At 34.0% G+C, this 20219-nt stretch carries 20 protein-coding genes; 14 read left to right on the forward strand and 6 right to left on the reverse strand.

All coding sequences use genetic code 11. From position 1 onward, the window contains the following. Positions 1–71: 71 nt before the first annotated feature. From IEV63_RS00820 to folB, 4 genes are all read left to right on the forward strand, one after another. The gene (locus tag IEV63_RS00820; RefSeq protein ID WP_229737140.1) at positions 72–476 is read left to right on the forward strand and encodes a hypothetical protein; all 405 of its coding nucleotides are present in this window, start codon (positions 72–74) and stop codon (positions 474–476) included. Continuing rightward, positions 473–637 (forward strand): hypothetical protein, encoded by a 165-nt coding sequence (locus IEV63_RS00825; protein ID WP_188404855.1) that lies wholly within the window; start codon positions 473–475, stop codon positions 635–637. Before IEV63_RS00820 ends, IEV63_RS00825 begins: the two co-directional genes overlap by 4 nt. 157 nt (positions 638–794) lie before the next feature. After that, positions 795–1568, forward strand: a complete 774-nt coding sequence (locus tag IEV63_RS00830) for an O-methyltransferase (RefSeq protein WP_188404856.1) — start codon at positions 795–797, stop codon at positions 1566–1568. 20 nt (positions 1569–1588) lie between these two features. Beyond that, positions 1589–1951 carry a dihydroneopterin aldolase gene (gene folB, locus IEV63_RS00835; protein WP_188404857.1) on the forward strand — a complete coding sequence of 121 codons (363 nt, stop codon included), beginning with the start codon at positions 1589–1591 and terminating at the stop codon, positions 1949–1951. Positions 1952–2039: 88 nt separating this feature from the next. On the opposite strand, the gene IEV63_RS00840 is transcribed toward folB, so the two are convergent. After that, entirely contained in the window at positions 2040–3182 is a 1143-nt protein-coding gene (locus IEV63_RS00840; RefSeq protein ID WP_188404858.1) for an acyl-CoA dehydrogenase family protein, read from the reverse strand. A gap of 120 nt (positions 3183–3302) precedes the next feature. On the opposite strand from IEV63_RS00840, the gene IEV63_RS00845 reads away from it, so the two are divergent. The 7 genes from IEV63_RS00845 to IEV63_RS00875 all read left to right on the forward strand — a co-directional run bounded on the left by IEV63_RS00845 (position 3303) and on the right by IEV63_RS00875 (position 10368). Continuing rightward, positions 3303–4367, forward strand: coding sequence for an anhydro-N-acetylmuramic acid kinase (locus IEV63_RS00845; protein WP_188404859.1), 1065 nt, complete (start codon positions 3303–3305; stop codon positions 4365–4367). 115 nt (positions 4368–4482) lie between these two features. Next, a complete protein-coding gene (locus IEV63_RS00850; protein WP_188404860.1) occupies positions 4483–5709 on the forward strand; it encodes a Glu/Leu/Phe/Val dehydrogenase dimerization domain-containing protein in 1227 nt (408 codons plus the stop codon). A gap of 7 nt (positions 5710–5716) precedes the next feature. Then, positions 5717–7096 carry a sodium:proton antiporter NhaD gene (gene nhaD / locus IEV63_RS00855; protein WP_188404929.1) on the forward strand — a complete coding sequence of 460 codons (1380 nt, stop codon included), beginning with the start codon at positions 5717–5719 and terminating at the stop codon, positions 7094–7096. A 64-nt stretch (positions 7097–7160) separates the two neighbouring features. After that, positions 7161–7847 (forward strand): MotA/TolQ/ExbB proton channel family protein, encoded by a 687-nt coding sequence (locus tag IEV63_RS00860; RefSeq protein WP_188404861.1) that lies wholly within the window; start codon positions 7161–7163, stop codon positions 7845–7847. Between the two features lies 1 nt (position 7848). Then, the gene (locus tag IEV63_RS00865) at positions 7849–8241 is read left to right on the forward strand and encodes an ExbD/TolR family protein (protein WP_188404862.1); all 393 of its coding nucleotides are present in this window, start codon (positions 7849–7851) and stop codon (positions 8239–8241) included. A 1-nt stretch (position 8242) separates the two neighbouring features. Then, positions 8243–9127, forward strand: a complete 885-nt coding sequence (locus IEV63_RS00870) for an energy transducer TonB (protein ID WP_188404863.1) — start codon at positions 8243–8245, stop codon at positions 9125–9127. 5 nt (positions 9128–9132) lie between these two features. Beyond that, complete coding sequence (locus IEV63_RS00875; RefSeq protein WP_188404864.1) at positions 9133–10368, forward strand: bifunctional folylpolyglutamate synthase/dihydrofolate synthase; 1236 nt, start codon at positions 9133–9135, stop codon at positions 10366–10368. A gap of 56 nt (positions 10369–10424) precedes the next feature. Here the strand turns inward: IEV63_RS00875 and IEV63_RS00880 are convergent, their stop codons facing one another. Next, positions 10425–11156, reverse strand: coding sequence for a tRNA1(Val) (adenine(37)-N6)-methyltransferase (locus tag IEV63_RS00880; RefSeq protein ID WP_229737141.1), 732 nt, complete (start codon positions 11154–11156; stop codon positions 10425–10427). 106 nt (positions 11157–11262) lie between these two features. Between IEV63_RS00880 and IEV63_RS00885 the strand changes: the two genes are divergently transcribed. The 3 genes from IEV63_RS00885 (at position 11263) to IEV63_RS00895 (ending at position 14549) form a co-directional block, all read left to right on the forward strand. Next, complete coding sequence (locus IEV63_RS00885) at positions 11263–11757, forward strand: UpxY family transcription antiterminator (RefSeq protein ID WP_229737142.1); 495 nt, start codon at positions 11263–11265, stop codon at positions 11755–11757. A 90-nt stretch (positions 11758–11847) separates the two neighbouring features. Beyond that, positions 11848–12963: a lipid-A-disaccharide synthase gene (lpxB, locus tag IEV63_RS00890; RefSeq protein WP_188404865.1), complete on the forward strand. Its 1116-nt coding sequence runs from the start codon at positions 11848–11850 to the stop codon at positions 12961–12963. 350 nt (positions 12964–13313) lie between these two features. After that, complete coding sequence (locus IEV63_RS00895; RefSeq protein WP_188404866.1) at positions 13314–14549, forward strand: glycosyltransferase; 1236 nt, start codon at positions 13314–13316, stop codon at positions 14547–14549. 134 nt (positions 14550–14683) lie between these two features. Here the strand turns inward: IEV63_RS00895 and IEV63_RS00900 are convergent, their stop codons facing one another. From IEV63_RS00900 to IEV63_RS00915, 4 genes are all read right to left on the reverse strand, one after another. Further along, the gene (locus IEV63_RS00900; protein WP_188404867.1) at positions 14684–17179 is read right to left on the reverse strand and encodes a zinc-dependent metalloprotease; all 2496 of its coding nucleotides are present in this window, start codon (positions 17177–17179) and stop codon (positions 14684–14686) included. Positions 17180–17371: 192 nt separating this feature from the next. After that, on the reverse strand, positions 17372–17800 hold the full coding sequence (gene mscL / locus IEV63_RS00905) for a large-conductance mechanosensitive channel protein MscL (RefSeq protein ID WP_188404868.1): 429 nt from the start codon (positions 17798–17800) through the stop codon (positions 17372–17374). A gap of 18 nt (positions 17801–17818) precedes the next feature. Then, positions 17819–18814 (reverse strand): LacI family DNA-binding transcriptional regulator, encoded by a 996-nt coding sequence (locus IEV63_RS00910; RefSeq protein ID WP_188404869.1) that lies wholly within the window; start codon positions 18812–18814, stop codon positions 17819–17821. Between the two features lie 58 nt (positions 18815–18872). Then, positions 18873–20186: a T9SS type A sorting domain-containing protein gene (locus tag IEV63_RS00915; RefSeq protein ID WP_188404870.1), complete on the reverse strand. Its 1314-nt coding sequence runs from the start codon at positions 20184–20186 to the stop codon at positions 18873–18875. Positions 20187–20219: the final 33 nt, after the last annotated feature.

The following is a 20219-nucleotide window of genomic DNA, read 5'->3' on the forward strand; positions in this document are numbered from 1 at the left end:
AAAATGTTGTTACTGGCGACAGTTTTTAAATGGTAGTTACGCTAGCATCAAAAAGTGATTTAAGAGCTATAATGAAAAAGAATGGTTGGCTTTTCAATAGGAAAATTGAACATAAAAAACCTGAATCAGAAGTTTATAAATTAACGATTGTTGGAAATCCAAATGTAATAAAAGGATTAATGTGTGTTGAAATTAAACGAGAACACGTTTATATGCATTTGGTAGAGAATGCACCTTTTAATCGTGGTAAAGTAAAAATGTATGCAGGGGTTACTGGGAATTTGATAGCTTTTGCGTGCCGACTTTCCTTTCAGCGTGGGCACGACGGAAATGTGTCCTTTTTGTCAAAAACTGATTTAATTGAACATTACGAAAAAACACTTGTAGCGTTTCATTTTGGTGGCCGAATAATGATAATAGAAACTAAATCAGCAATCAAACTAATAAATAGATATTTTAAAAACTTGGAATTATGAAAAAGAATAGAAATGAAACAGATATTATAGGTGGACAAGGCTCATTAACAAAAAAAGAAGAATTAGCCTTAAAAGAATATTTCTCAAAGAAAAAGAAAAATATTTCCGAAAGGAGAACGAATAAGCGAACTGAAAAGAAAAGTCAAGACTTAACAGCATAGCGAAAAGTAATACTTGCAACAGCGCAAAACAAAAACCTGCCATCCAAAAAACGCAGTTAGGCAGGACGAGACTTTTATGTATTTTTGAAAATGTAAAACCTTAAAAAAAATTCGTGTATTTTAAGTTGTCACTTATTTATATGCGCCCAACGTAACTATGTGGTTTCAAATAAAAGCATACATCTGGTTTTTGTTGACTTCTAAAAATCAACATGGCATTCATTCGCCATTTGTTTACCAATTAATTACAAAATGTTTTTACGACAAGTCGCACTACCCTATTTACCATAAGTGGAAAGCAGTTCAACAAACGTATTTTAAGTCAAAAAAAACTTTTAATATGTATGATGCAGGTGCTGGTTCGCGTGTTTTTAAAAACACACAAAGAAAAGTTTCAGCAGTTGCAAAAAATGCAGGTATCACCTACAAACGTGCAAAATTATTATACCGAATTTCGAAATATCTTCACATTAAAAAAGCCTTAGAACTAGGAACATCTCTAGGTTTAGGCAGTATTGCTTTAGGTTTAAACAACCAACTAGAATTAACTACGGTTGAAGCTTGCTCCACTACTTCACAATTTGCAAAATCTGCTGCCGAAAGCTTAAAATTAAAAAATATTCAGTTTAGTAATGAAGCTTTCGAAAGCTATTTAGAGAATCTTTCAATTCACACCAAATTCGATTTAATTTTCATCGATGGGAATCATCAAAAGGAAGCAACACTTACTTATTTTAGTAAATTGCTGCCGCATACCCATAACGATTCCATTGTAATTTTAGACGATATTCACTGGAGCAAAGGCATGCAAGATGCTTGGAAAGAAATAAAACAAAACCCACAAGTACGAGTAAGCATAGATACTTTTTTTTGGGGCATGATTTTCTTCAGAAAAGAACAAGAAAAAGAGCATTTTAAAATTCGTGTTTAATCCCTATAAATTAAGAAAAAATGAAATTAGATTATATTGTATTAGAAAATATTCGCTGTTATTCCTACCACGGTTGTTTGCCACAAGAAACTAAAATTGGTAGTGATTATCGGGTAGATTTAAAAGTGGAAGCCGACTTGAGTATTTCTGCTCAAAGCGACGATTTAAAAGACACTGTAGATTATGTACACCTTAACAAAATTGTAATAGAAGAAATGAATATTCCTTCCAAATTACTAGAACATGTTGCCGAACGCATTGCCAATCGTATTTTAAATGAACTTGTAAGCGTTCAACATTTAAGAGTAGAAGTAGCTAAAATTAATCCCCCATTAGGTGGCGATGTGCAATCTGTGAAAATTGGTTTGCAAAAAAGCAGATAATTTTAGTAAAGCAATTAGTAGAATAAACTAAAAAATCCCGCTTTAATCAGCGGGATTTTTAATATCATGTAATCTAATTTAATAAATTTTAGTCTTCTAATATTGTTCTAGAAATTACAATCTTTTGAATTTCTGAAGTTCCTTCGTAAATCTGTGTAATTTTTGCGTCACGCATTAAACGCTCAACATGGTATTCTTTTACATAACCATTCCCACCGTGAACTTGTACAGCTTCAGTAGTCACATCCATAGCAACTTGCGAAGCATACAATTTAGCCATGGCACCAGATAAATCGTAATTGTCGCCATTATCTTTATCTACAGCTGCCTTCATAACTAAATGTCTAGCTGCTTCAATACTGGTATGCATATCGGCTAATTTAAAAGCAATAGCTTGGTGGTTTTTAATTTCGGTTCCAAAGGCTTTTCTAGTTTTGGCATATTCTAGTGCTAATTCGTAGGCACCAGCTGCAATTCCTAAAGCTTGAGCTGCAATACCAATTCTCCCACCAGAAAGTGTTTTCATGGCAAATTTAAAACCAAAACCATCTTCTCCTATTCTGTTTTCTTTAGGCACTTTAACATCGTTAAAAATCAACGAATGGGTGTCACTCCCTCGGATTCCCATTTTATCTTCCTTGGGGCCAATTTCGAAACCTTCCCAGCCTTTTTCGACAATAAAAGCATTAATTCCGCGGTGTTTTTTTTCACGATCGGTTTGAGCAATTATCAGGTAATAGTCGGCAGAATTTCCGTTCGTAATCCAGTTTTTGGTTCCATTTAAAATATAATGATCGCCTTGATCTATGGCAGTAGTTTTTTGCGAAGTTGCATCACTTCCAGCTTCGGGTTCACTTAAACAAAAAGCTCCTATGGATTCTCCTGAAGTTAATTTAGTTAAATATTTTTCTTTTTGTTCTTTCGATCCGTAAGTATCTAAACCCCAACAAACCAAAGAATTGTTTACCGATACTACAACAGAAGCAGATGCATCAACTTTAGAAAGCTCTTCCATGGCGATTACGTAAGCAACCGTATCCATACCACCACCACCATATTCAGGACTAGCCATCATTCCCATAAAACCAAGCTCTCCTAACTGCTTAATTTGCTCCTTAGGAAATTCTTGCTTATTATCACGTTCAATTACACCAGGTAAAAGTTCATTTTTCGCAAAATCACGAGCCGCTTGGCGAATCATTTCGTGTTCTTCAGTTAATTTAAAATCCATATCTAATTTCTTAATCCTTAATTTTAAAGCACAAATATACTTTAAACTGCTTAATTTTCAGTGATTTTTAGCTATTTTTACGAATTATTCAATCGATATAGTGAATAGGTATAAAATATCATGAAATCAATAAAAACTTTCTCAGTGCTTGGTGTAATGTCTGGAACTTCGCTAGATGGAATAGATTTTTGTTGGGTGAAATTTTCTAATACAAACAATTGGCAGTTTGAAATTGTAGAAGCTCAAACCATACCCTATTCAATTAAATGGAAAGAAAAATTAAATCAGGCTCACCGGCTAACTTCAAATAACTTAGCCCGATTAAATGAAGAATACAGTCTTTTTTTAAGTGAAGCTATAGCGCATTTTATAGCTAAAAAAAACATTATTAATTTAGACTTTGTAGCTTCACATGGACATACCATTTTGCATCAGCCTAAAAATGGAATTACACTTCAAATTGGAAATTTACAGCAAATTACTAACAAATTAAATCTACCAGTAATATGCGATTTTAGAGTGCAAGATGTGCAACTTGGTGGTCAAGGTGCTCCATTAGTACCCATTGGAGATCGTTTGCTTTTTGGTGAATATGACTCTTGTGTTAATTTGGGTGGTTTTGCTAATATTTCTTTCGAAGAAAACAAGCAACGCATTGCTTACGATATTTGTCCTGTTAATATAGTACTGAATTATTTTGCTGAAAAATTAGGCGTTAATTTTGATGAAGATGGTGCAATTGCAAAAGCCAATAAACACGATGATGCTTTATTAGAAGATTTAAATAGGCGAACCTATTATGCAGAAAAAAGTCCAAAATCTTTAGGAAAAGAATGGGTTGAAGATGAATTTTTACCGATAATTGAAACCTATAAACTATCTCCAGAAGTAATAATTGCAACACTTACGCATCATGCTGCCTACCAAATAGCAAAAAACCTAAAACCAAACCAAAAGGTTTTAGTAACAGGCGGCGGAGCGTTCAATTCACATTTAATTCGACTGCTTCAATCGCAAACTTTGGCTAAAATAATCTTACCAGATAACAAGATTATTAACTACAAAGAAGCTTTAATTTTCGCATTTTTAGGTGTATTACGTAAGCTAAATCAGCCAAATGTTTTGGCTAGCGTAACAGGAGCTTCAAAAAACCATTCTTCAGGAATTATTCATTTACCAGTTTAACTCACTGAAATTAAATACTTAGTATTTTAAAAAATACTATTTTCTTTTTAGCAGAAAGCTTAAATAAACTTCTTTCATTACTTATATTTGTCTGCATTATTAAGAAAATTTTTACATGAAAGATTTACTCAATACCTACGAAAATAAAACTCCAGAGATTATCTTTAATTGGAATGATAGCGAAACCGAAGCAGAAGGCTGGGTAGTAATTAACTCACTTCGTGGTGGTGCAGCTGGTGGCGGAACCCGAATGCGCAAAGGTTTAGACATGAATGAAGTGCTTTCGTTAGCCAAAACTATGGAAGTAAAATTTACAATTTCTGGCCCAGCCATTGGTGGAGCAAAATCGGGTATAAACTTCGACCCAAACGACCCCAGAAAAAAAGGAGTTTTAGAACGTTGGTATAAAGCCGTTTCTCCACTTTTAAAAAGTTATTACGGCACCGGCGGTGACTTAAATGTAGATGAAATTCATGAAGTAATTCCTATAACAGAAGAATGTGGAGTATGGCATCCACAAGAAGGTGTTTTTAATGGACACTTTCAACCTTCTGAAGCCGATAAAATTAACCGAATCGGGCAATTGCGAAACGGGGTAATTAAAGTTTTAGAAAACTCAACATATTCGCCAGATGTGTACAAGAAATATACCGTAGCCGACATGATTACCGGTTTTGGTGTAGCCGAATCGATAAAGCATTATTACTCAATTTATGGTGGAGACCTTACCCAAAAAAGAGCCATTGTTCAAGGCTTTGGCAATGTAGGTTCGGCAGCAGCCTTTTACCTAGCTAAAATGGGAGTTAAAATTGTTGGTATTATTGATAGTGTTGGCGGATTAATTAATCAGGATGGTTTTTCGTTTGAAGACATAAGAGAACTTTATCTCAATAAAGATGGAAATAAACTGAAAGCAGAAAACATGCTAAGCTTTGATGATGTAAATGAACAAATTTGGAAACTAGAAGCAGAAATATTTGCTCCCTGTGCCGCTTCTCGATTAATTACAAAATCGCAAGTTGACCAGATGCTAGATAGCAGTTTAGAAGTAATCTCTTCTGGGGCAAATGTTCCCTTTGCTGATAAGGAAATATTTTTTGGCCCAATCATGGAATATACAGATGAACGAGTTAGCTTAATACCAGATTTTATAAGCAATTGCGGCATGGCTCGCGTATTTGCTTATTTTATGGAACGCAAAGTACAAATGACGGATGAAGCCATTTTTAACGATACTTCTATTACCATAAAAAATGCATTGCAAAATGTATTTGACCACAGCAACGATAAACAAAACTTAAGCGCAACTGCTTTTGAAATTTCACTAAAACAACTTTTATAACATGAGCATGACCGCACTCCTACTCGTTATTTTTGTAATTGGTTATTTAGCAATTACTCTAGAGCATCCTCTTAAATTAGATAAGGCAGTGCCGGCTTTGCTAATGGGAACATTAATGTGGGCTTTATTGTCTATAGGCTTTAATTTTTCATGGTTTGATATCATTAATTACCAAGGCGAAGTATTTAGCCTTTCTGATGGTTTTAATGAAGAACAAGCCTATGGTTTTAAAAAGAATCTTATGCATCATTTTAGTAAAATTGGTGAAATTCTTTTTTTCTTAATCGGAGCAATGACTATTGTTGAAATTATCGATTTGCATCGAGGTTTTTCTATTATTAAAAAAGTTATTAAACCCAAATCTAAACAACGTTTACTTTGGATATTAGGTATTTTAGCTTTTATACTTTCTGCAATTATAGATAACTTAACAGCTACTATTATACTTATTACATTGCTTAGAAAAATTTTAGCAAAACACCAATATAGAGTTTGGTATGCTGCTATGATTATTATTGCAGCTAACGCAGGTGGAGCTTGGTCGCCTATAGGAGATGTAACAACAACCATGCTATGGATTGGCGGAAAAGTAACCGCCCTAAAGTTATCTGAATATTTAATTGTTCCATCTCTAATATGTTTTGTGGTTCCCTTTTTAATTGCTGGATATTTAAAACCATTTCGTGGAAAAGCAATTCGAAAAGAATTAATTGCAGACGAAGAAGCACAACGTATTTTAAGTAGTAAAAAAATGCTATGGACAGGCTTGGGTGCTATTGCTTTTGTGCCGATTTTTAAAGCAATTACAGGCTTACCACCTTACTTGGGAATGATGTTTAGCTTAGGTGTAGTCTGGTTAGTTTCAGAATATGTAAAGCCAGAAAAAGATTTACCAAGAACACAAAAACATGTCTATTCAACACATAAAGCACTTTCAAAAATAGAATTTTCTAGTATTCTTTTTTTCTTAGGAATTTTATTAGCTGTAGGTGTGCTAGAAAGTGTGGTTTGGGGTAACATTAATGGTACTGAAGTTGGCGCTTTACGCTATGCGGCAGAATCGATCTCTCAAACCATACCCAATATGGATATTGTTGTACTACTGCTTGGTGCTTTATCAGCACTCATAGATAATGTGCCTATGGTTGCAGCATCAATGGGAATGTACACTTACGAAGTTGACCATCCCGTTTGGCACTTTATTGCATATTCTGCTGGAACTGGCGGGAGTTTATTGGTTATTGGTTCGGCAGCTGGAGTTGCAGCTATGGGAATGGAAAAAATTGACTTTGTTTGGTATTTAAAAAAAATAACCTGGCTTGCTTTAGTTGGCTTTCTTGCTGGAGCTGCTGTTTTTATACTCATTGAAAAGTTTTTCTACACTTAATGAAAGCTTCACAAAATTTATTAATTACTTTAGCGTTTAAATTACGTTATAACTCAATACAACTATGTTAACATATATATTTCAAGATGTTGCCAATACAGCTGAAGAAGTAACCGAAGAAAAAATTGTATTATTCGATTTGCTTTTTAAAAGTGGAACAGGTGGTGCTATTGTAATTAGCATTTTGTGTGTGCTTTTATTTGCAGCCATGTACATTTACTTTGAACGTCTTTTTGCTGTCCGAGCTGCTTCAAAAACCGATAAAAATTTCATGGCGCAAATTCGCGATGCAGTAACTGGCGGAAATATTGAGTCGGCTAAAGTACGATGTGCTCAAGAAAATTCTCCTGTAGCCAGACTTACGGCTAAAGGAATATCTAGAATTGGCAGTCCGCTAGAAGACATCAATACTGCCATAGAAAATGCAGGTCGCTTAGAAGTTTATAAACTCGAAAAAAATGTGGCTATTTTGGCTACCATTGCTGGTGCTGCCCCTATGATTGGTTTTTTAGGTACTGTTATTGGTATGGTTTTAGCTTTTCATGAATTAGCAACTAGTAGCGGTCAAGCCGAAATGGGATTACTTGCCGAAGGAATTTATACAGCTATGACCACTACAGTTTGTGGTTTAGTGGTCGGTATTATTGCTTATATGGGTTATAACCATTTAGTTGTAAAAACCGACAAAGTAGTTCACCAAATGGAAACTACCGCTGTAGATTTCCTAGATTTATTAAACGAACCTACCTAAGATGAATTTACGCGGAAGAAATAAAGTAAGCCCAGAATTTAGCATGTCTTCTATGACAGACATTGTGTTTCTATTACTGGTTTTTTTCATGCTTACTTCTCCAGTTATTACACCTGAAGCTTTAGATTTAATTTTACCTAAGGCCAAAGGGAAATCGACGAATCAACAAAATCTTTCAGTAAGTATAACTGAAGCTTTAGATTTTTATGTAAACGACGAAAAGATAAATAAAAACCAACTAGAATCGGTTTTAAAGGCCAAACTAAAAGGAATTGAAGAACCAACCATTATCTTAAGAGCAGCCGAAACTGTGCCAATTGAAAGTGCAGTAAATGTAATGGATATTGCCAATAAAAATCGCTTTAAAGTAATTTTAGCGGTAAAACCAAACTAAAATGCCATTTTTAGAAACCAAACATCAAAAAAAATCTTTTATCATCACCAGCATTTTGTACGTGTTGATCTTTATATTTTTGTTTTTAGTTGGTTTAAAATATCTAAATCCTCCACCAGAAAGCGGAATTGCAGTAAATTTTGGAACTACAGATTATGGATCGGGAGATGTACAACCTACCGAACCCGTTAAAACAACCCCACAACAAAATATACCTGAACCTACTCCACAAGAAACCACAACTTCAACTTCTGAATTGGAAGACGATGTAGCAACCCAAGATATTGAAGATGCTCCTGTTATTGAAGATAAAGAAGAAACGCAAATAGAAAAAGAAAAACCTGTTGAAGAAACTCCAGAGAAAGAGCAACAAGAAGAAGTAGAAGAAATCCCCGAAGAAGAACCTGTAGAAGAAGTTCCAGAAAAGGAACCCGACCCACAACCCAACAAAGACGTTACCGATGCGATGGATAGTATGCTTAATGGTAACGAACAAGATGGAGCCGATGCCGAAGGAGAAGGTGACGACGACAAAGCAGGCGACAAAGGCGATCCCGATGGCGATCCTAATGCAAAATCTTATTACGGAACGGGAACAGGAATTGATGGCGATGGAAATTATCGCTTGGGAGGTAGAAAAGCACTTGCTAAAACAAAATATGTACAAGATTGCAACGAAACAGGTGAAGTTGTCGTTGAAATTGAAGTCAACCAAAATGGTGAAGTTGTTAGAGCAAAGGCTGGTGTTAAAGGAACAACCAATACCAGTAGATGTTTACTAGAACCAGCCGAAAGAGCGGCAAGAAACACGAAATTTAATAAAGACCTAAATGCTCCATCCAGACAAATAGGCTACATAACCTACGTGTTTAGGCTATCTGAATAAAACTTATGAATTACGAAGAGTGCATTAATTGGTTATTTAACCAATTACCCATGTATCAGCGCCAAGGCAAAGCAGCTTATAAAGCCAATTTAAACAATACCATAGCTTTCGCTGAGTATTTAAATTATCCTGAAAAAAAATTTAAATCCATACATGTTGGTGGTACAAATGGCAAAGGTTCTATAAGCCATAATTTAGCTTCAATTTTTCAGGAAGCAGGCTATAAGGTTGGATTATACACATCACCACACTTAATTGATTTTCGCGAACGCATCAAAATTAATGGCCAATTAATTCCCCAACAAAATGTAATTCAATTTGTCGAAAACAACCGTGAGTTTATGCAAAAACAAGAACTTTCGTTTTTTGAAATGACAGTTGGCATGGCATTTTCTTATTTTGCTGAACAAAAAGTAGATATCGCTATCATTGAAGTTGGATTGGGTGGAAGATTAGACTCTACTAATATTATTGAACCAGAACTTTCGGTAATAACCAATATTTCTTTCGACCACACGGCTTTTTTAGGAAATACCTTAGCTAAAATTGCTGGTGAAAAAGCTGGAATTATTAAAAAAAACACCCCTGTAGTTATCGGAGAATTTAATTCGGAAACTTTTTCTGTCTTTAAAGCAAAAGCCGAAATAGAAAATGCACAACTACATTTAGTGAATGAAAAGGAAGCTATCCCTAAAGATTTAAACTTGGTAAAGTTTCAACAGAAAAATTTACGCACGCTACAAACAGCCATAGATTTGTTGAAAACTAAATTCAATATAAGCAAAAATAACATTGAAAAAGGAATTGCCAATGTAAGAGAAAACACCGGTTTATTAGGCCGTTGGCAAATTATACAACAAAATCCGAAAGTGATTTGTGATACAGGACACAACGAAGCTGGAATTACATTAATAGCAGAAGAATTAGCTAAAGAAAATTTCATAAAATTACATGTTGTTTTTGGAATGGTAAACGACAAAGATGTAAACCGCAGCTTACAATTACTTCCTAAGTCGGCTAATTATTATTTTTGCGAACCAAAAATTCCTAGAGCACAATCTCACTTAAAACTTTTAAGTGAAGGGCAGCAAATTGGTCTAAACTGCAAATCCTTTCGTTCTGTTGAAGAAGCCTATCAAAATGCATGTACAGCTTCAACAAAGCAAGATTTAATTTTTGTGGGAGGTAGCACTTTTGTGGTAGCCGATTTTCTTCAGTATTTAAAGAAGGAAAATTTATAAAAAATCATCTTACTACATCCAACAAGTAATTTAGTATTTACATCGGACATGCAAATTTACATCTTAAGATAAAAATCCTTAGTAAGCGCAACATAATCTTCTGTGTAGTGATGTCTCGCAAACTCGATGGTTAAATCTTCTTCCTGTAATTGGCTTTTCTGAAAAGAAAATTCCATTAAACAGCGTTTTACCGGCGTATCTGGATTCCCTTTTACGTAACAAATTCGGTTTAATCGTAATTTATTTTCTTTCGCAATTGCTATAAATTCTAAATGAAACTCTGCTGGAATAATACAAGAAAAAACACCATTTTCACTTAATAAGTTGGCCACACCTGCAAGCAAATCTTCAAATGCTAAGGTTTCTGTAAAACGTGCATTTGTTCTTGGGTTTTGCACGCCTGTATTCCTTTTGTGGTTAAAAAATGGAGGATTCGAAATTATGCTTTCATAAAGTTCGTCAACTTCAACAACAAACTCTTGAAAGCTGGCGTGATAACAAAAAAGCCGAGCTCCCCAAGAGCTGTTTTCAAAATTAGTTACACATTCTTCAAAAGCGGCATCGTTTAACTCAATTGCATCAATAGTTTCTGCTAAACTCCGTTGAGCCATTTGCAAGGCAATAATTCCCGTGCCTGCTCCTACATCTAAAATAGAATTGGGTTGATGTTTTAGCGAAGCCCAAGCACCAAGCAAAACAGCATCTGTCCCTATTTTCATAGCAGATTGATCTTGTTGTACGGTGAAATGTTTAAATCTAAAAGTTGAAGACAAGGTGTTTTTTAGCAAACTTAGTAAATTTGTAGAAAGCTTAGTCGATTAGTGATTTGAAATCCCATCAAAAAAAATTGATAAAAGCTAAATGAAAATGTACTTTTGTGTAAAACTAACTATCTTGAAAATTATTGAAAAAGAAGTAGAAGAATGGATGGTGCTATACACCAAGCCCAATGCTTCTCGAAATTTAACCAAGCAACTTCATGCTGCAAATATTGAAGCATACTGTCCTACACGAACAGAAATTAGGCAGTGGAGCGACCGAAAAAAGAAAGTACAAGTTCCTGTTTTACCATCTATGATACTGGTAAAGTTAAAGGAATCTGAACGAAGTCTTGTTTTTGAATTTAGTGGTGCCATTCGGTATTTATTTTGGCAAAGAAAACCAGCAAAAGTAAGCGAAGAAGAAATAAAGGCTCTTAGAGATTCTTTAGAGAAACCCAACGTAGTAAACACAGAAATTGAAACATTAAAGCCTGGACAGGATATCGATTTAAGTGAGTTAGGGTTTGAAGGCCAAAAAGGAAAAATTAAATATGTGTCTGGTAATAAATGCTGGGTAATATTAGAAAAACTAGGCTTTGTGGTAAAAGTTACGCTTGCCGAAGACTAATTTTAATTTGCTGCGGTCTGGTTTCATTAGAATTTTAAGGTTTAGCTCGGGTTTTAATTTTAACTTTGCTAGAGCTTTCAAAATTATAACATGAAATACTACATTATTGCTGGTGAAGCTTCTGGAGATTTACATGCGGCCAACCTTATTAAAGCGCTTCGTAAAAAAGATACGCAAGCAGAAATACGAGCTTGGGGTGGGGATTTAATGGAAGCTGCTGGAGCAAAACTTGTAAAACATTATCGCGATCTAGCTTTTATGGGGTTTTGGGAAGTAATTACTAACCTAAAAACTATTTTACAAAACATCAAGTTTTGTAAGCAAGATATTGCTTCATTTAATCCAGATGCAATTATATTTATAGATTATCCAGGATTTAATATGCGCATTGCCAAGTGGGCAAAAATCAAAGGAATAACTACACATTATTACATTTCTCCACAAATTTGGGCGTGGAAAGAAAACCGCATTAAGTCTATTAAATGTGATGTAGACCACATGTATGTAATTCTGCCTTTTGAAAAAGATTTTTATGAAAAAAAACATCAATTTCCTGTTCATTTTGTGGGGCATCCTTTATTAGATGCCGTTGAAAATAGGCCTAGTGTAAATGAAGCGAAATTTAGAAAAAAACACAAATTAAGCGAGTTACCGATTATTGCGCTTTTGCCCGGAAGCAGAAAACAAGAAATTGCAAAAATGTTACAAAGCATGTTGGCCATGCTTAAATATTTTCCAAGCTATCAATTTGTTATAGCTGGAGCACCAAGTCAAGGTGATGAGTTTTATATGCAATTTATAAAAAACACTCAAGTAGTTTTAGTAAAAAATGAAACTTACGATTTATTAAGTATTTCGCATGCTGCCTTAGTTACATCGGGGACAGCTACTTTAGAAACGGCTTTGTTTCAGGTGCCCGAAGTAGTTTGTTATAAAGGAAATTTTATTTCTTACCACATTGCCAAACGCATTGTTCAATTAAAATATATTTCTTTGGTTAATTTAATTATGGGCCGAGAAGTAGTAACTGAGCTAATTCAAAATAACTTTAACGAAAAACGACTTCAACAGGAATTAAAAGTCATTTTGGAAACCGAAAACAGAAATCGAATCTTAAAAGATTATTATTTACTTCAAAAAAAATTGGGTGGTCTAGGTGCAAGTGAACGAACAGCAGACTTAATTTTGGCTACAACTAAAAATTAAAGCTCGAGTTTATTTTTAAGCTCTTGTTTCTCTTCTTCTTGCATTATTATTTAAACCAGTTTGACCCTTAGCAATCTACTAATTTTATGTATTAAGATAGCAACCAAACACGTTTTTTTCACTTGCATTTCCTTTAAAGCTAGCTTTTGAATTTAGTACTGCTAAAAAAGTTTCTGCCACCAAGACATTAGCGGTGTTTCAGTTATTAACCCGACTTATGGCAAAGTTGAACAAATAGTCTGAATATTTGTCAACCCAATTTATAGGATTTAACTTTGTTCTTGCTTTCGTCATATACCAAAAGTACAAATATTTTGATGCAGTCGAAGTAAAATGTAAATCGTTACACCATGAAGAAATTACTTATAGTAGGAATGCTTTGGCCCGAACCTACATCTTCTGCAGCCGGAAGTAGAATGCTTCAGCTCATCGATGTGTTTTTAGATTGGGGTTTTGAAGTTTGCTTTGCGTCTGCAGCACAAAAAACACTGCACAGTGAAGCTTTATCTAAACGAAAAATTAAAGAAACCAGAATTAAAATAAACGATGCTAGTTTTGATCAATTTATAGAAAACTTACAACCAACGTATGTATTATTCGACCGTTTTATAATGGAAGAACAGTTAGGTTGGCGCGTTCGCGAAATTTGTCCAGATGCTATTACGGTACTAGACACAGAAGACTTACACTTTTTACGTAAAGCTAGACAAGAAGCAAAAAAGCAAAACATCAATTTTAAGCCTAATTTACTTTTTACTGAAAGTGCGAAACGCGAAATTGCTTCTATATTACGTTGTGACCTAAGTTTATTAATATCTGAAGCTGAAATGCGTATATTAATGCTTCATTTTAATATTAAGCCAACGCAATTGTTTTACTTGCCTTTTTTGGTAAATAAGGATGAAATTCCGCAGTTAAGTAATTTACAATCCTTTTCAAACAGAGCACATTTTTTAAGTATTGGAAATTTTTTACATCCTCCAAATTGGGATCAAGTATTGTATTTAAAAGAGCAAATTTGGCCCTTAATTAAACAAGAGCTTCCCGATGCAGAATTACACATTTACGGAGCTTATGCCAAACAAAAAGTAGAACAGCTCCACAATACTAAGCAAGGTTTTTTAGTAAAAGGAAGAGCAGAAAATGCCTTAGAGGTTATTCAAAATGCAAAAGTTCTTTTAGCGCCACTTCGTTTTGGTGCAGGTTTAAAAGGAAAATTGCTAGATGCCTTATTAACTGGTACACCAAGTATAACCACAAGCATTGGCGTAGAAGGAATGCCTGGCGATTTACCTTGGGCTGGAGAAATTGCCAATACACCAAATGAAATTGCTAAACAAGCGATTTTGTTGTATAAATTAGAAAAACGCTGGAATAAAGCACAACGAAATGCCATTGATATTTTAGAAAAACGATTTTCTAAAAACACATTTATAAGGCATTTTGAAGCTAAATTACATTACATTGAAGATAGTTTAGCCAAGCATAGGCAGCAACACTTCTTTGGTCAAATTTTACAGCACAATCAATTACAAAGCACAAAATATATGTCGCTTTGGATAGAAGAAAAAAACAAGCCACGCTAAATTAGCGTGGCTTGTTTTGGTTTGAGCTTCAGTTCTAGTGTATAATATGTTGTTTAAAGTTCGAGCGGAGTCGAGAACCAGTTAGATCCCGACTTCGCTCGATGCTAAAAATTATAAAATACATTAGCTTCAAATTATCCTTTGGGGTCTAAAATATCGTTAATACGTGCAATTGCATCTTCAATATGGTACCTGGACATTTTATCTGTAGTTCGGTTTAAACCACGTTGTAAATCTCTTTTTAGTTGTTTTAATTCTGCTCTAACTAAAGGGCGGATATCACTTTTTTCTACATCAATATTACTTTGGTTAATGTATCTTTGGTAACGAGCCGGAACGCTATTTTGTTTTTCAGTCATTAAATAATGCATTCTTGAAATATAGACACGTTGTAAATTTCTTCTAATTCTAGAAATTTCTTCACCACTTCTTAATTCGCCAAATAATCCCTGGCGTAAGTCTAGCATCATTTCATCTATAGCATAAGCTTCGTTTCCATTAAGCTCTTCATTTTCCATCATTCGGGCAAATCGACCAAAATCTAATATATTATTTAATGTTCTTTCTTGGTATCCGCGGATGCGTTCCAAGTAACCGTCAAATTCAAATTTATTTAATATTTCAGCATCAATCATCCATTCTGGAGTGGTAAACAATTGATCTTGTAAGAAATTCATTGCCTTTTTTTGATGTGTTTTCTCTACATGTACATAATTTGCTTTTTCTTGGTCGTAGGTATAGTAGTATTCGTAAACACCACCAATATTAGCAGTTACGTGTCCCATATAGCGATTAAATTGACCTAAACTTTGTTTATACAACTCTTCTAAGTCATCATAATTTTTTCCACTTTCTTCGGTCCATTTAATTAGGTTTGGAACAATTCTTTTTAGGTTTTTTATTCCATATTCTGAAGCAAGCATAGCATCGTCTCCTAAATCTTCAGTTTGTGCAGAGGGATCGATAATACCACCACTTTGTTGTTTCCCAAAACGGTAAACGGGGTCATCTGCTTTTGCTACAATCCATTGATCTAAAATTTCTTTTTCTTCTTTTGGAGTTTTATCTAAAATTGGTTTGTAACCCCACATGATGGCATATTTATCGTAAGGTCCTATTTCTGGCATTAAAGCAACATCGCCATCTTCTGGTTGTGCTATATAATTAAAACGTGCATAGTCCATAATAGATGGAGCTGTTCCCATTTTTTTAGTAAATTCTGGATCTCTTAATTTTTCGACCGGATAAGCAGAAGAGCTTGCCATGTTATGTGGTAAACCTAAGGTATGACCAACTTCGTGCGAAGAAACAAAGCGAATTAATCTTCCCATTACTTCATCTTCAAATTCTACACCTTGCGCTTGTGGATTAATGGCTGCAGTTTGCACAAAAAACCAGTTTCTTAACAGTGTCATTACATTATGATACCAATTAATATCAGATTCAATAATTTCTCCACTTCTCGGGTCACTTACGTGAGGTCCGTTGGCATTAGGGATGGGTGATGCTAAATAACGAACTACCGAGTAGCGTGCATCTTCTGGGCTCCAATCTGGATCTTCTTCTACTGTTGGTGGATCTTTTGCAATAATTGCATTTTTAAATCCAGCAGCTTCAAAAGCTACTTGCCAGTCTTCAATACCTTGTTTAATGTATGGTATCCATTTTTTGGGTGTGGCACGATCTACATAATAAACAATTTGTTTCTTTGGTTCCACCAATTCACCGTTATTAAACTTTTCAATGTCTTCATCTTTTACTTCCAATCTCCAACGATCTAAATATCGAACAGATTCTGATTTTTGAGCGTCTAAGCCATAGTCTACTTGTCCTGTGGTAAACCAACCTACGCGCTGATCAAAATATCTTCTTCGGTAAGGTTCTTTGTCTAATAAAATCATAGAATTACTAAACTCTAAAGAAATAGACCCTGTACTTGAATTGGAAGGCGGTTCGCCTGCATTGTAGGTTTTTACATGGCGAACTTCAATGTTTTTTGGATATGAACGAATGGTATCGATGTACGAACGAGAATCGTCTAAGCGAGAAACTTTATATTGTTTTCTTCTCCGATCTTGAAAACCGATGGCTTTTACATCTTTTTGAAATAAATCAGTAACATCTACTACCGTGTTGTTATTTATTGAATCATTTTTTCTGGCTTTTACATCAAAAGAATATAAGATTGGTTCAAAATTAGAATTTACAACTGCTTCATGTACAGGTAGTGAATCTGCAGCAACTACATTGTACGAAACTACTTTTACATGAACTTTATCTCCTTTTTGTACCCAGCGCAATACTTGTTCGTTTTGTTTACCGCCACCAAAACCAATGCCACTAGCTGTTTTAGCTATTCGAGTTACCATTAACATTTCTCGGTTAAATAAACTATCTGGTATTTCGAAAAAGTATTTATCATCTACTAAATGAACGGTGAATAAACCTTCGTCTGATTTAGCTTCTTTTGTAATTACTTTTGAATAGGGCTGAACTCCTCCTTTTTTACTTTTTTTACCTTGGGCCTGGGCTGAACTGGGCTTTCCTTTTTTAGCTTGAAAAATACTACACGAAGAAATCGAAAGTACAAGTATAAAAGCAAAACTCAGGTAAAATAATTTTTTTAGCATGGTTTTAGTTTTAATTAAACAAAATTCTTGAATACCTGTTAGACTTATGAATATAGAAAAGGTTTAATAAACTTGGGATACTAACTCATCCTTATTTAAACATGGTTGTACAGCAGAACATAGAAGCTTAGTTTCGTTTATAATTGAAACAAGTCCTTTTTTTAATCGGACACTAAAGATTTTAAAAGGGTTTTATTTAGTTTGTTGATTTTCTTTCAGTAAATCGCGTATTTCTGCTAAAAGCTCTATGTTTTTTGGTGTAGCTTCAACAGGATTACTTTCGTCTTCTGCTTTATTTCTTAACCTATTGAAAAATTTAATAACTAAAAAAATAGAAATTCCAACAATAATAAAATCGAATAATGATTCTAGGAATAAACCATAATTAATAGCTACGACTTCTTTTGAAGTACCATCTGGATTAACTTCTGCTTCTTGCAAAATAATTTGATAACTAGAAAAATTAATTTTACCTGTTACATAACCTAAAGGAGGCATAATTATGTCCTTTACTAAAGAAGTTACTATTTTACTAAATGCTGCACCTATAATAATTCCGATTGCCATATCGAACATGTTTCCTTTAATGGCAAATTCTTTGAATTCTTTTAGAAACTTCATTCTTAAAAAATTTTATAGTTAAACTTCAACTACATCAGTAGCTACTTTAATTTCCTTATATGTAGGGTTATCACTTTTATCTTTAATACGTTCAATTATTAAATCTACTGCTTGTTCACCAATTTTAGTAGCATTTTGATTGATGTAACTCAAAGGTGGATAAGCCAGTTTTGATGTTTTAGAATTAGCAAAACCAATACAAGTAATTTGGTTAACCAATTCTGGTTTAAAACTCTTTAGTAAACTCTGAAACATAATAGCTGAATTATTATCTACTGCAATAGCGGCATCAAAATGATTAGATTTAATAAATTTTTCGATGGTTTTATGAGCAGTTTCAATATTGGTTAAATTCAATTCAAATTCGGGTTGAATTTGAATATTATGTTTGTGTAATGCTTCATGGAAACCCTTTTTACGATCTGAGCTAATATTTAAGTTCTCAATATTGCTTAAATATACAATCTTAGATTTTCCTTTTTTAATGAGCCATTCTGTAGCACTGAAAACTGCTTTTTGGTCGTCTATACTTACTTTATCAGTTTGAATATTGTTGTCTACCCGATCGAACATTACAAATTTTATACGTTCGTTTTTTGCTGCTTCTAAGTGTGTAAAATTATTGGTTTGAATGGTTTGGGAAGCTGGTGAAATTATAAACCCATCAATTCTTCCTTGTTTTAAAAGTTGAATAGCGTTAATTTCTGTTTGTGTTGTTTCATTTGAAATACATACCAAAGTATCATAACCTTTTGCGTTGGCTTGTTTTTGGATTCCGTAGAGCACTTCAGCAAAAAAAGGATTAAGAATATCTGGAATAACTACACCTAGTGTATTGGTTACATTACTTTTTAATCCTAGTGCAAGCTTATTTGGTTTATAATTTAAGGTTTCAGCAAGTTCTTTAACTCGCTTTTTAGTTTCTTCTCCAATATCGTCAGCATCGCTTAAAGCTTTAGAAACAGTTGAAACTGAAACATTAAGAAGTTTAGCAAGTTGTTTGAGTGTTGTCATAAAAAAAGAGTATGTTCAAAAATAATTCAAACATACTCTTTAATCACTAAAATTTAGTTTATTTTTTTATTAACTTAATAGTTTTAGTTTGATCGAATTCGTTAGAAATTCTTGCAAAATAAATTCCAGTTGGTAAATTGTTTGCTTCAATTTGTGCTTCATTACCTGAAACATTTACTTCATTTACTAAACGACCAACGGTATTATAAATTTGAATTTTACTGATATTCTCGCTAGTTTGAATATTCCAAACGTCGTTAGTTGGGTTAGGAAAAGTTGTAAATTCAGCTTTAGTGAATTTATCATTATTCAATGTTTGGTTGTGCAGATAAATATTATCAACATATGCAACACCACCAATATTAGATGTTATTAAAAACTGAGCAAATGCTGATCTATCTGCGCCGTTAACTAAATTAAAGGCGGATAAAGGTACATCTAGCTGTATCCATTCTCCAGATGGTTGACCAATTAATTCATTGTTTAGGTCGTAAGCATTTGTCTCTCCTGCACCTCCTAAATGATTTGACCATTTTGGATTAAACACCTTATTTACTAAATCAGGATTAGCTACCCAATAATCCATATGGAAATGAGTCATTCCTGTAGCGTCAAAAGCATTATCAGCGAAATCAACACCTAAAAAACCACCAAAAGTAATTTTTTTAGTAGCGTTACCTTCAATCACAACATCTTCAATTTCTGCAGAATCCCAAGGAGCTGACCATGTAGTTACAGTAATATTGCTGTATTGATCACTAAATAATGAAATAACATCTTCTGAAGCTCTATTTGGTGGTGTTGGAGCAGCAACAGATGGTTCTGGATCTGGATCTGGAACGCTAGTAGAACTAGTTACATTATCTAAATATAATGTAAAATCTTGTGGAGCATTAAACCCACTATCGTCAGATGCCCAGTTAGGGAAAAAAACTAACTTTTCATAAATACCATCTGCTATTGAAGTACCATCTAATGACTCGTTAAAAGTAAATGTAATTGTTTGCCATTGGTTAGGAGTTGTGTAAGATTGTGATGCAGCAGAATTAGGTCCTCCAATCTCAACTTTAGCAAGTAAAGTAAAAGCTTGAGTTGAATATACATCAACAGACATTGTTTTATCGTCAGTTAATTCAACAAAATTAGAAGCTTGTTCTATTTCTGCACCTTGCCATGGATTTCCACCCGTTACACTTACCAATTTAAAAGAATTTCCATTAGTTCCAACTGGAGCAGCTTCTACAGCAACGCTTCCTAAACCTTCAAACCCAGCAAATGTAAATGAACTTGCTGATTCAAAATCTTGAACTACAGTTTGTTGAGAAAACCCAACCGCTGCAATCATCATAAATAGTAAAGTAATTTGTCTCATAATTTTTTATTTTTAATTATTTAATAAATGTAA

It is taken from the genome of Psychroflexus salis (genome assembly GCF_014640175.1).
In the GTDB taxonomy this organism is placed as follows: domain Bacteria; phylum Bacteroidota; class Bacteroidia; order Flavobacteriales; family Flavobacteriaceae; genus Psychroflexus; species Psychroflexus salis.

Excerpts from the sequence above, each read along its gene's own strand:
- IEV63_RS00860 (WP_188404861.1), top strand. The coding sequence starts at position 7,161 with ATGTTAACATATATATTTCAAGATGTTGCCAATACAGCTGAAGAAGTA.
- IEV63_RS00840 (WP_188404858.1), bottom strand. The coding sequence starts at position 3,182 with ATGGATTTTAAATTAACTGAAGAACACGAAATGATTCGCCAAGCGGCT.
- IEV63_RS00915 (WP_188404870.1), bottom strand. The coding sequence starts at position 20,186 with ATGAGACAAATTACTTTACTATTTATGATGATTGCAGCGGTTGGGTTT.
- IEV63_RS00895 (WP_188404866.1), top strand. The coding sequence starts at position 13,314 with ATGAAGAAATTACTTATAGTAGGAATGCTTTGGCCCGAACCTACATCT.
- IEV63_RS00845 (WP_188404859.1), top strand. The coding sequence starts at position 3,303 with ATGAAATCAATAAAAACTTTCTCAGTGCTTGGTGTAATGTCTGGAACT.
- IEV63_RS00865 (WP_188404862.1), top strand. The coding sequence starts at position 7,849 with ATGAATTTACGCGGAAGAAATAAAGTAAGCCCAGAATTTAGCATGTCT.
- IEV63_RS00830 (WP_188404856.1), top strand. The coding sequence starts at position 795 with ATGTGGTTTCAAATAAAAGCATACATCTGGTTTTTGTTGACTTCTAAA.
- mscL (WP_188404868.1), bottom strand. The coding sequence starts at position 17,800 with ATGAAGTTTCTAAAAGAATTCAAAGAATTTGCCATTAAAGGAAACATG.
- IEV63_RS00910 (WP_188404869.1), bottom strand. The coding sequence starts at position 18,814 with ATGACAACACTCAAACAACTTGCTAAACTTCTTAATGTTTCAGTTTCA.
- IEV63_RS00900 (WP_188404867.1), bottom strand. The coding sequence starts at position 17,179 with ATGCTAAAAAAATTATTTTACCTGAGTTTTGCTTTTATACTTGTACTT.
- IEV63_RS00850 (WP_188404860.1), top strand. The coding sequence starts at position 4,483 with ATGAAAGATTTACTCAATACCTACGAAAATAAAACTCCAGAGATTATC.
- IEV63_RS00870 (WP_188404863.1), top strand. The coding sequence starts at position 8,243 with ATGCCATTTTTAGAAACCAAACATCAAAAAAAATCTTTTATCATCACC.
- IEV63_RS00875 (WP_188404864.1), top strand. The coding sequence starts at position 9,133 with ATGAATTACGAAGAGTGCATTAATTGGTTATTTAACCAATTACCCATG.
- nhaD (WP_188404929.1), top strand. The coding sequence starts at position 5,717 with ATGACCGCACTCCTACTCGTTATTTTTGTAATTGGTTATTTAGCAATT.
- lpxB (WP_188404865.1), top strand. The coding sequence starts at position 11,848 with ATGAAATACTACATTATTGCTGGTGAAGCTTCTGGAGATTTACATGCG.
- IEV63_RS00820 (WP_229737140.1), top strand. The coding sequence starts at position 72 with ATGAAAAAGAATGGTTGGCTTTTCAATAGGAAAATTGAACATAAAAAA.
- folB (WP_188404857.1), top strand. The coding sequence starts at position 1,589 with ATGAAATTAGATTATATTGTATTAGAAAATATTCGCTGTTATTCCTAC.
- IEV63_RS00825 (WP_188404855.1), top strand. The coding sequence starts at position 473 with ATGAAAAAGAATAGAAATGAAACAGATATTATAGGTGGACAAGGCTCA.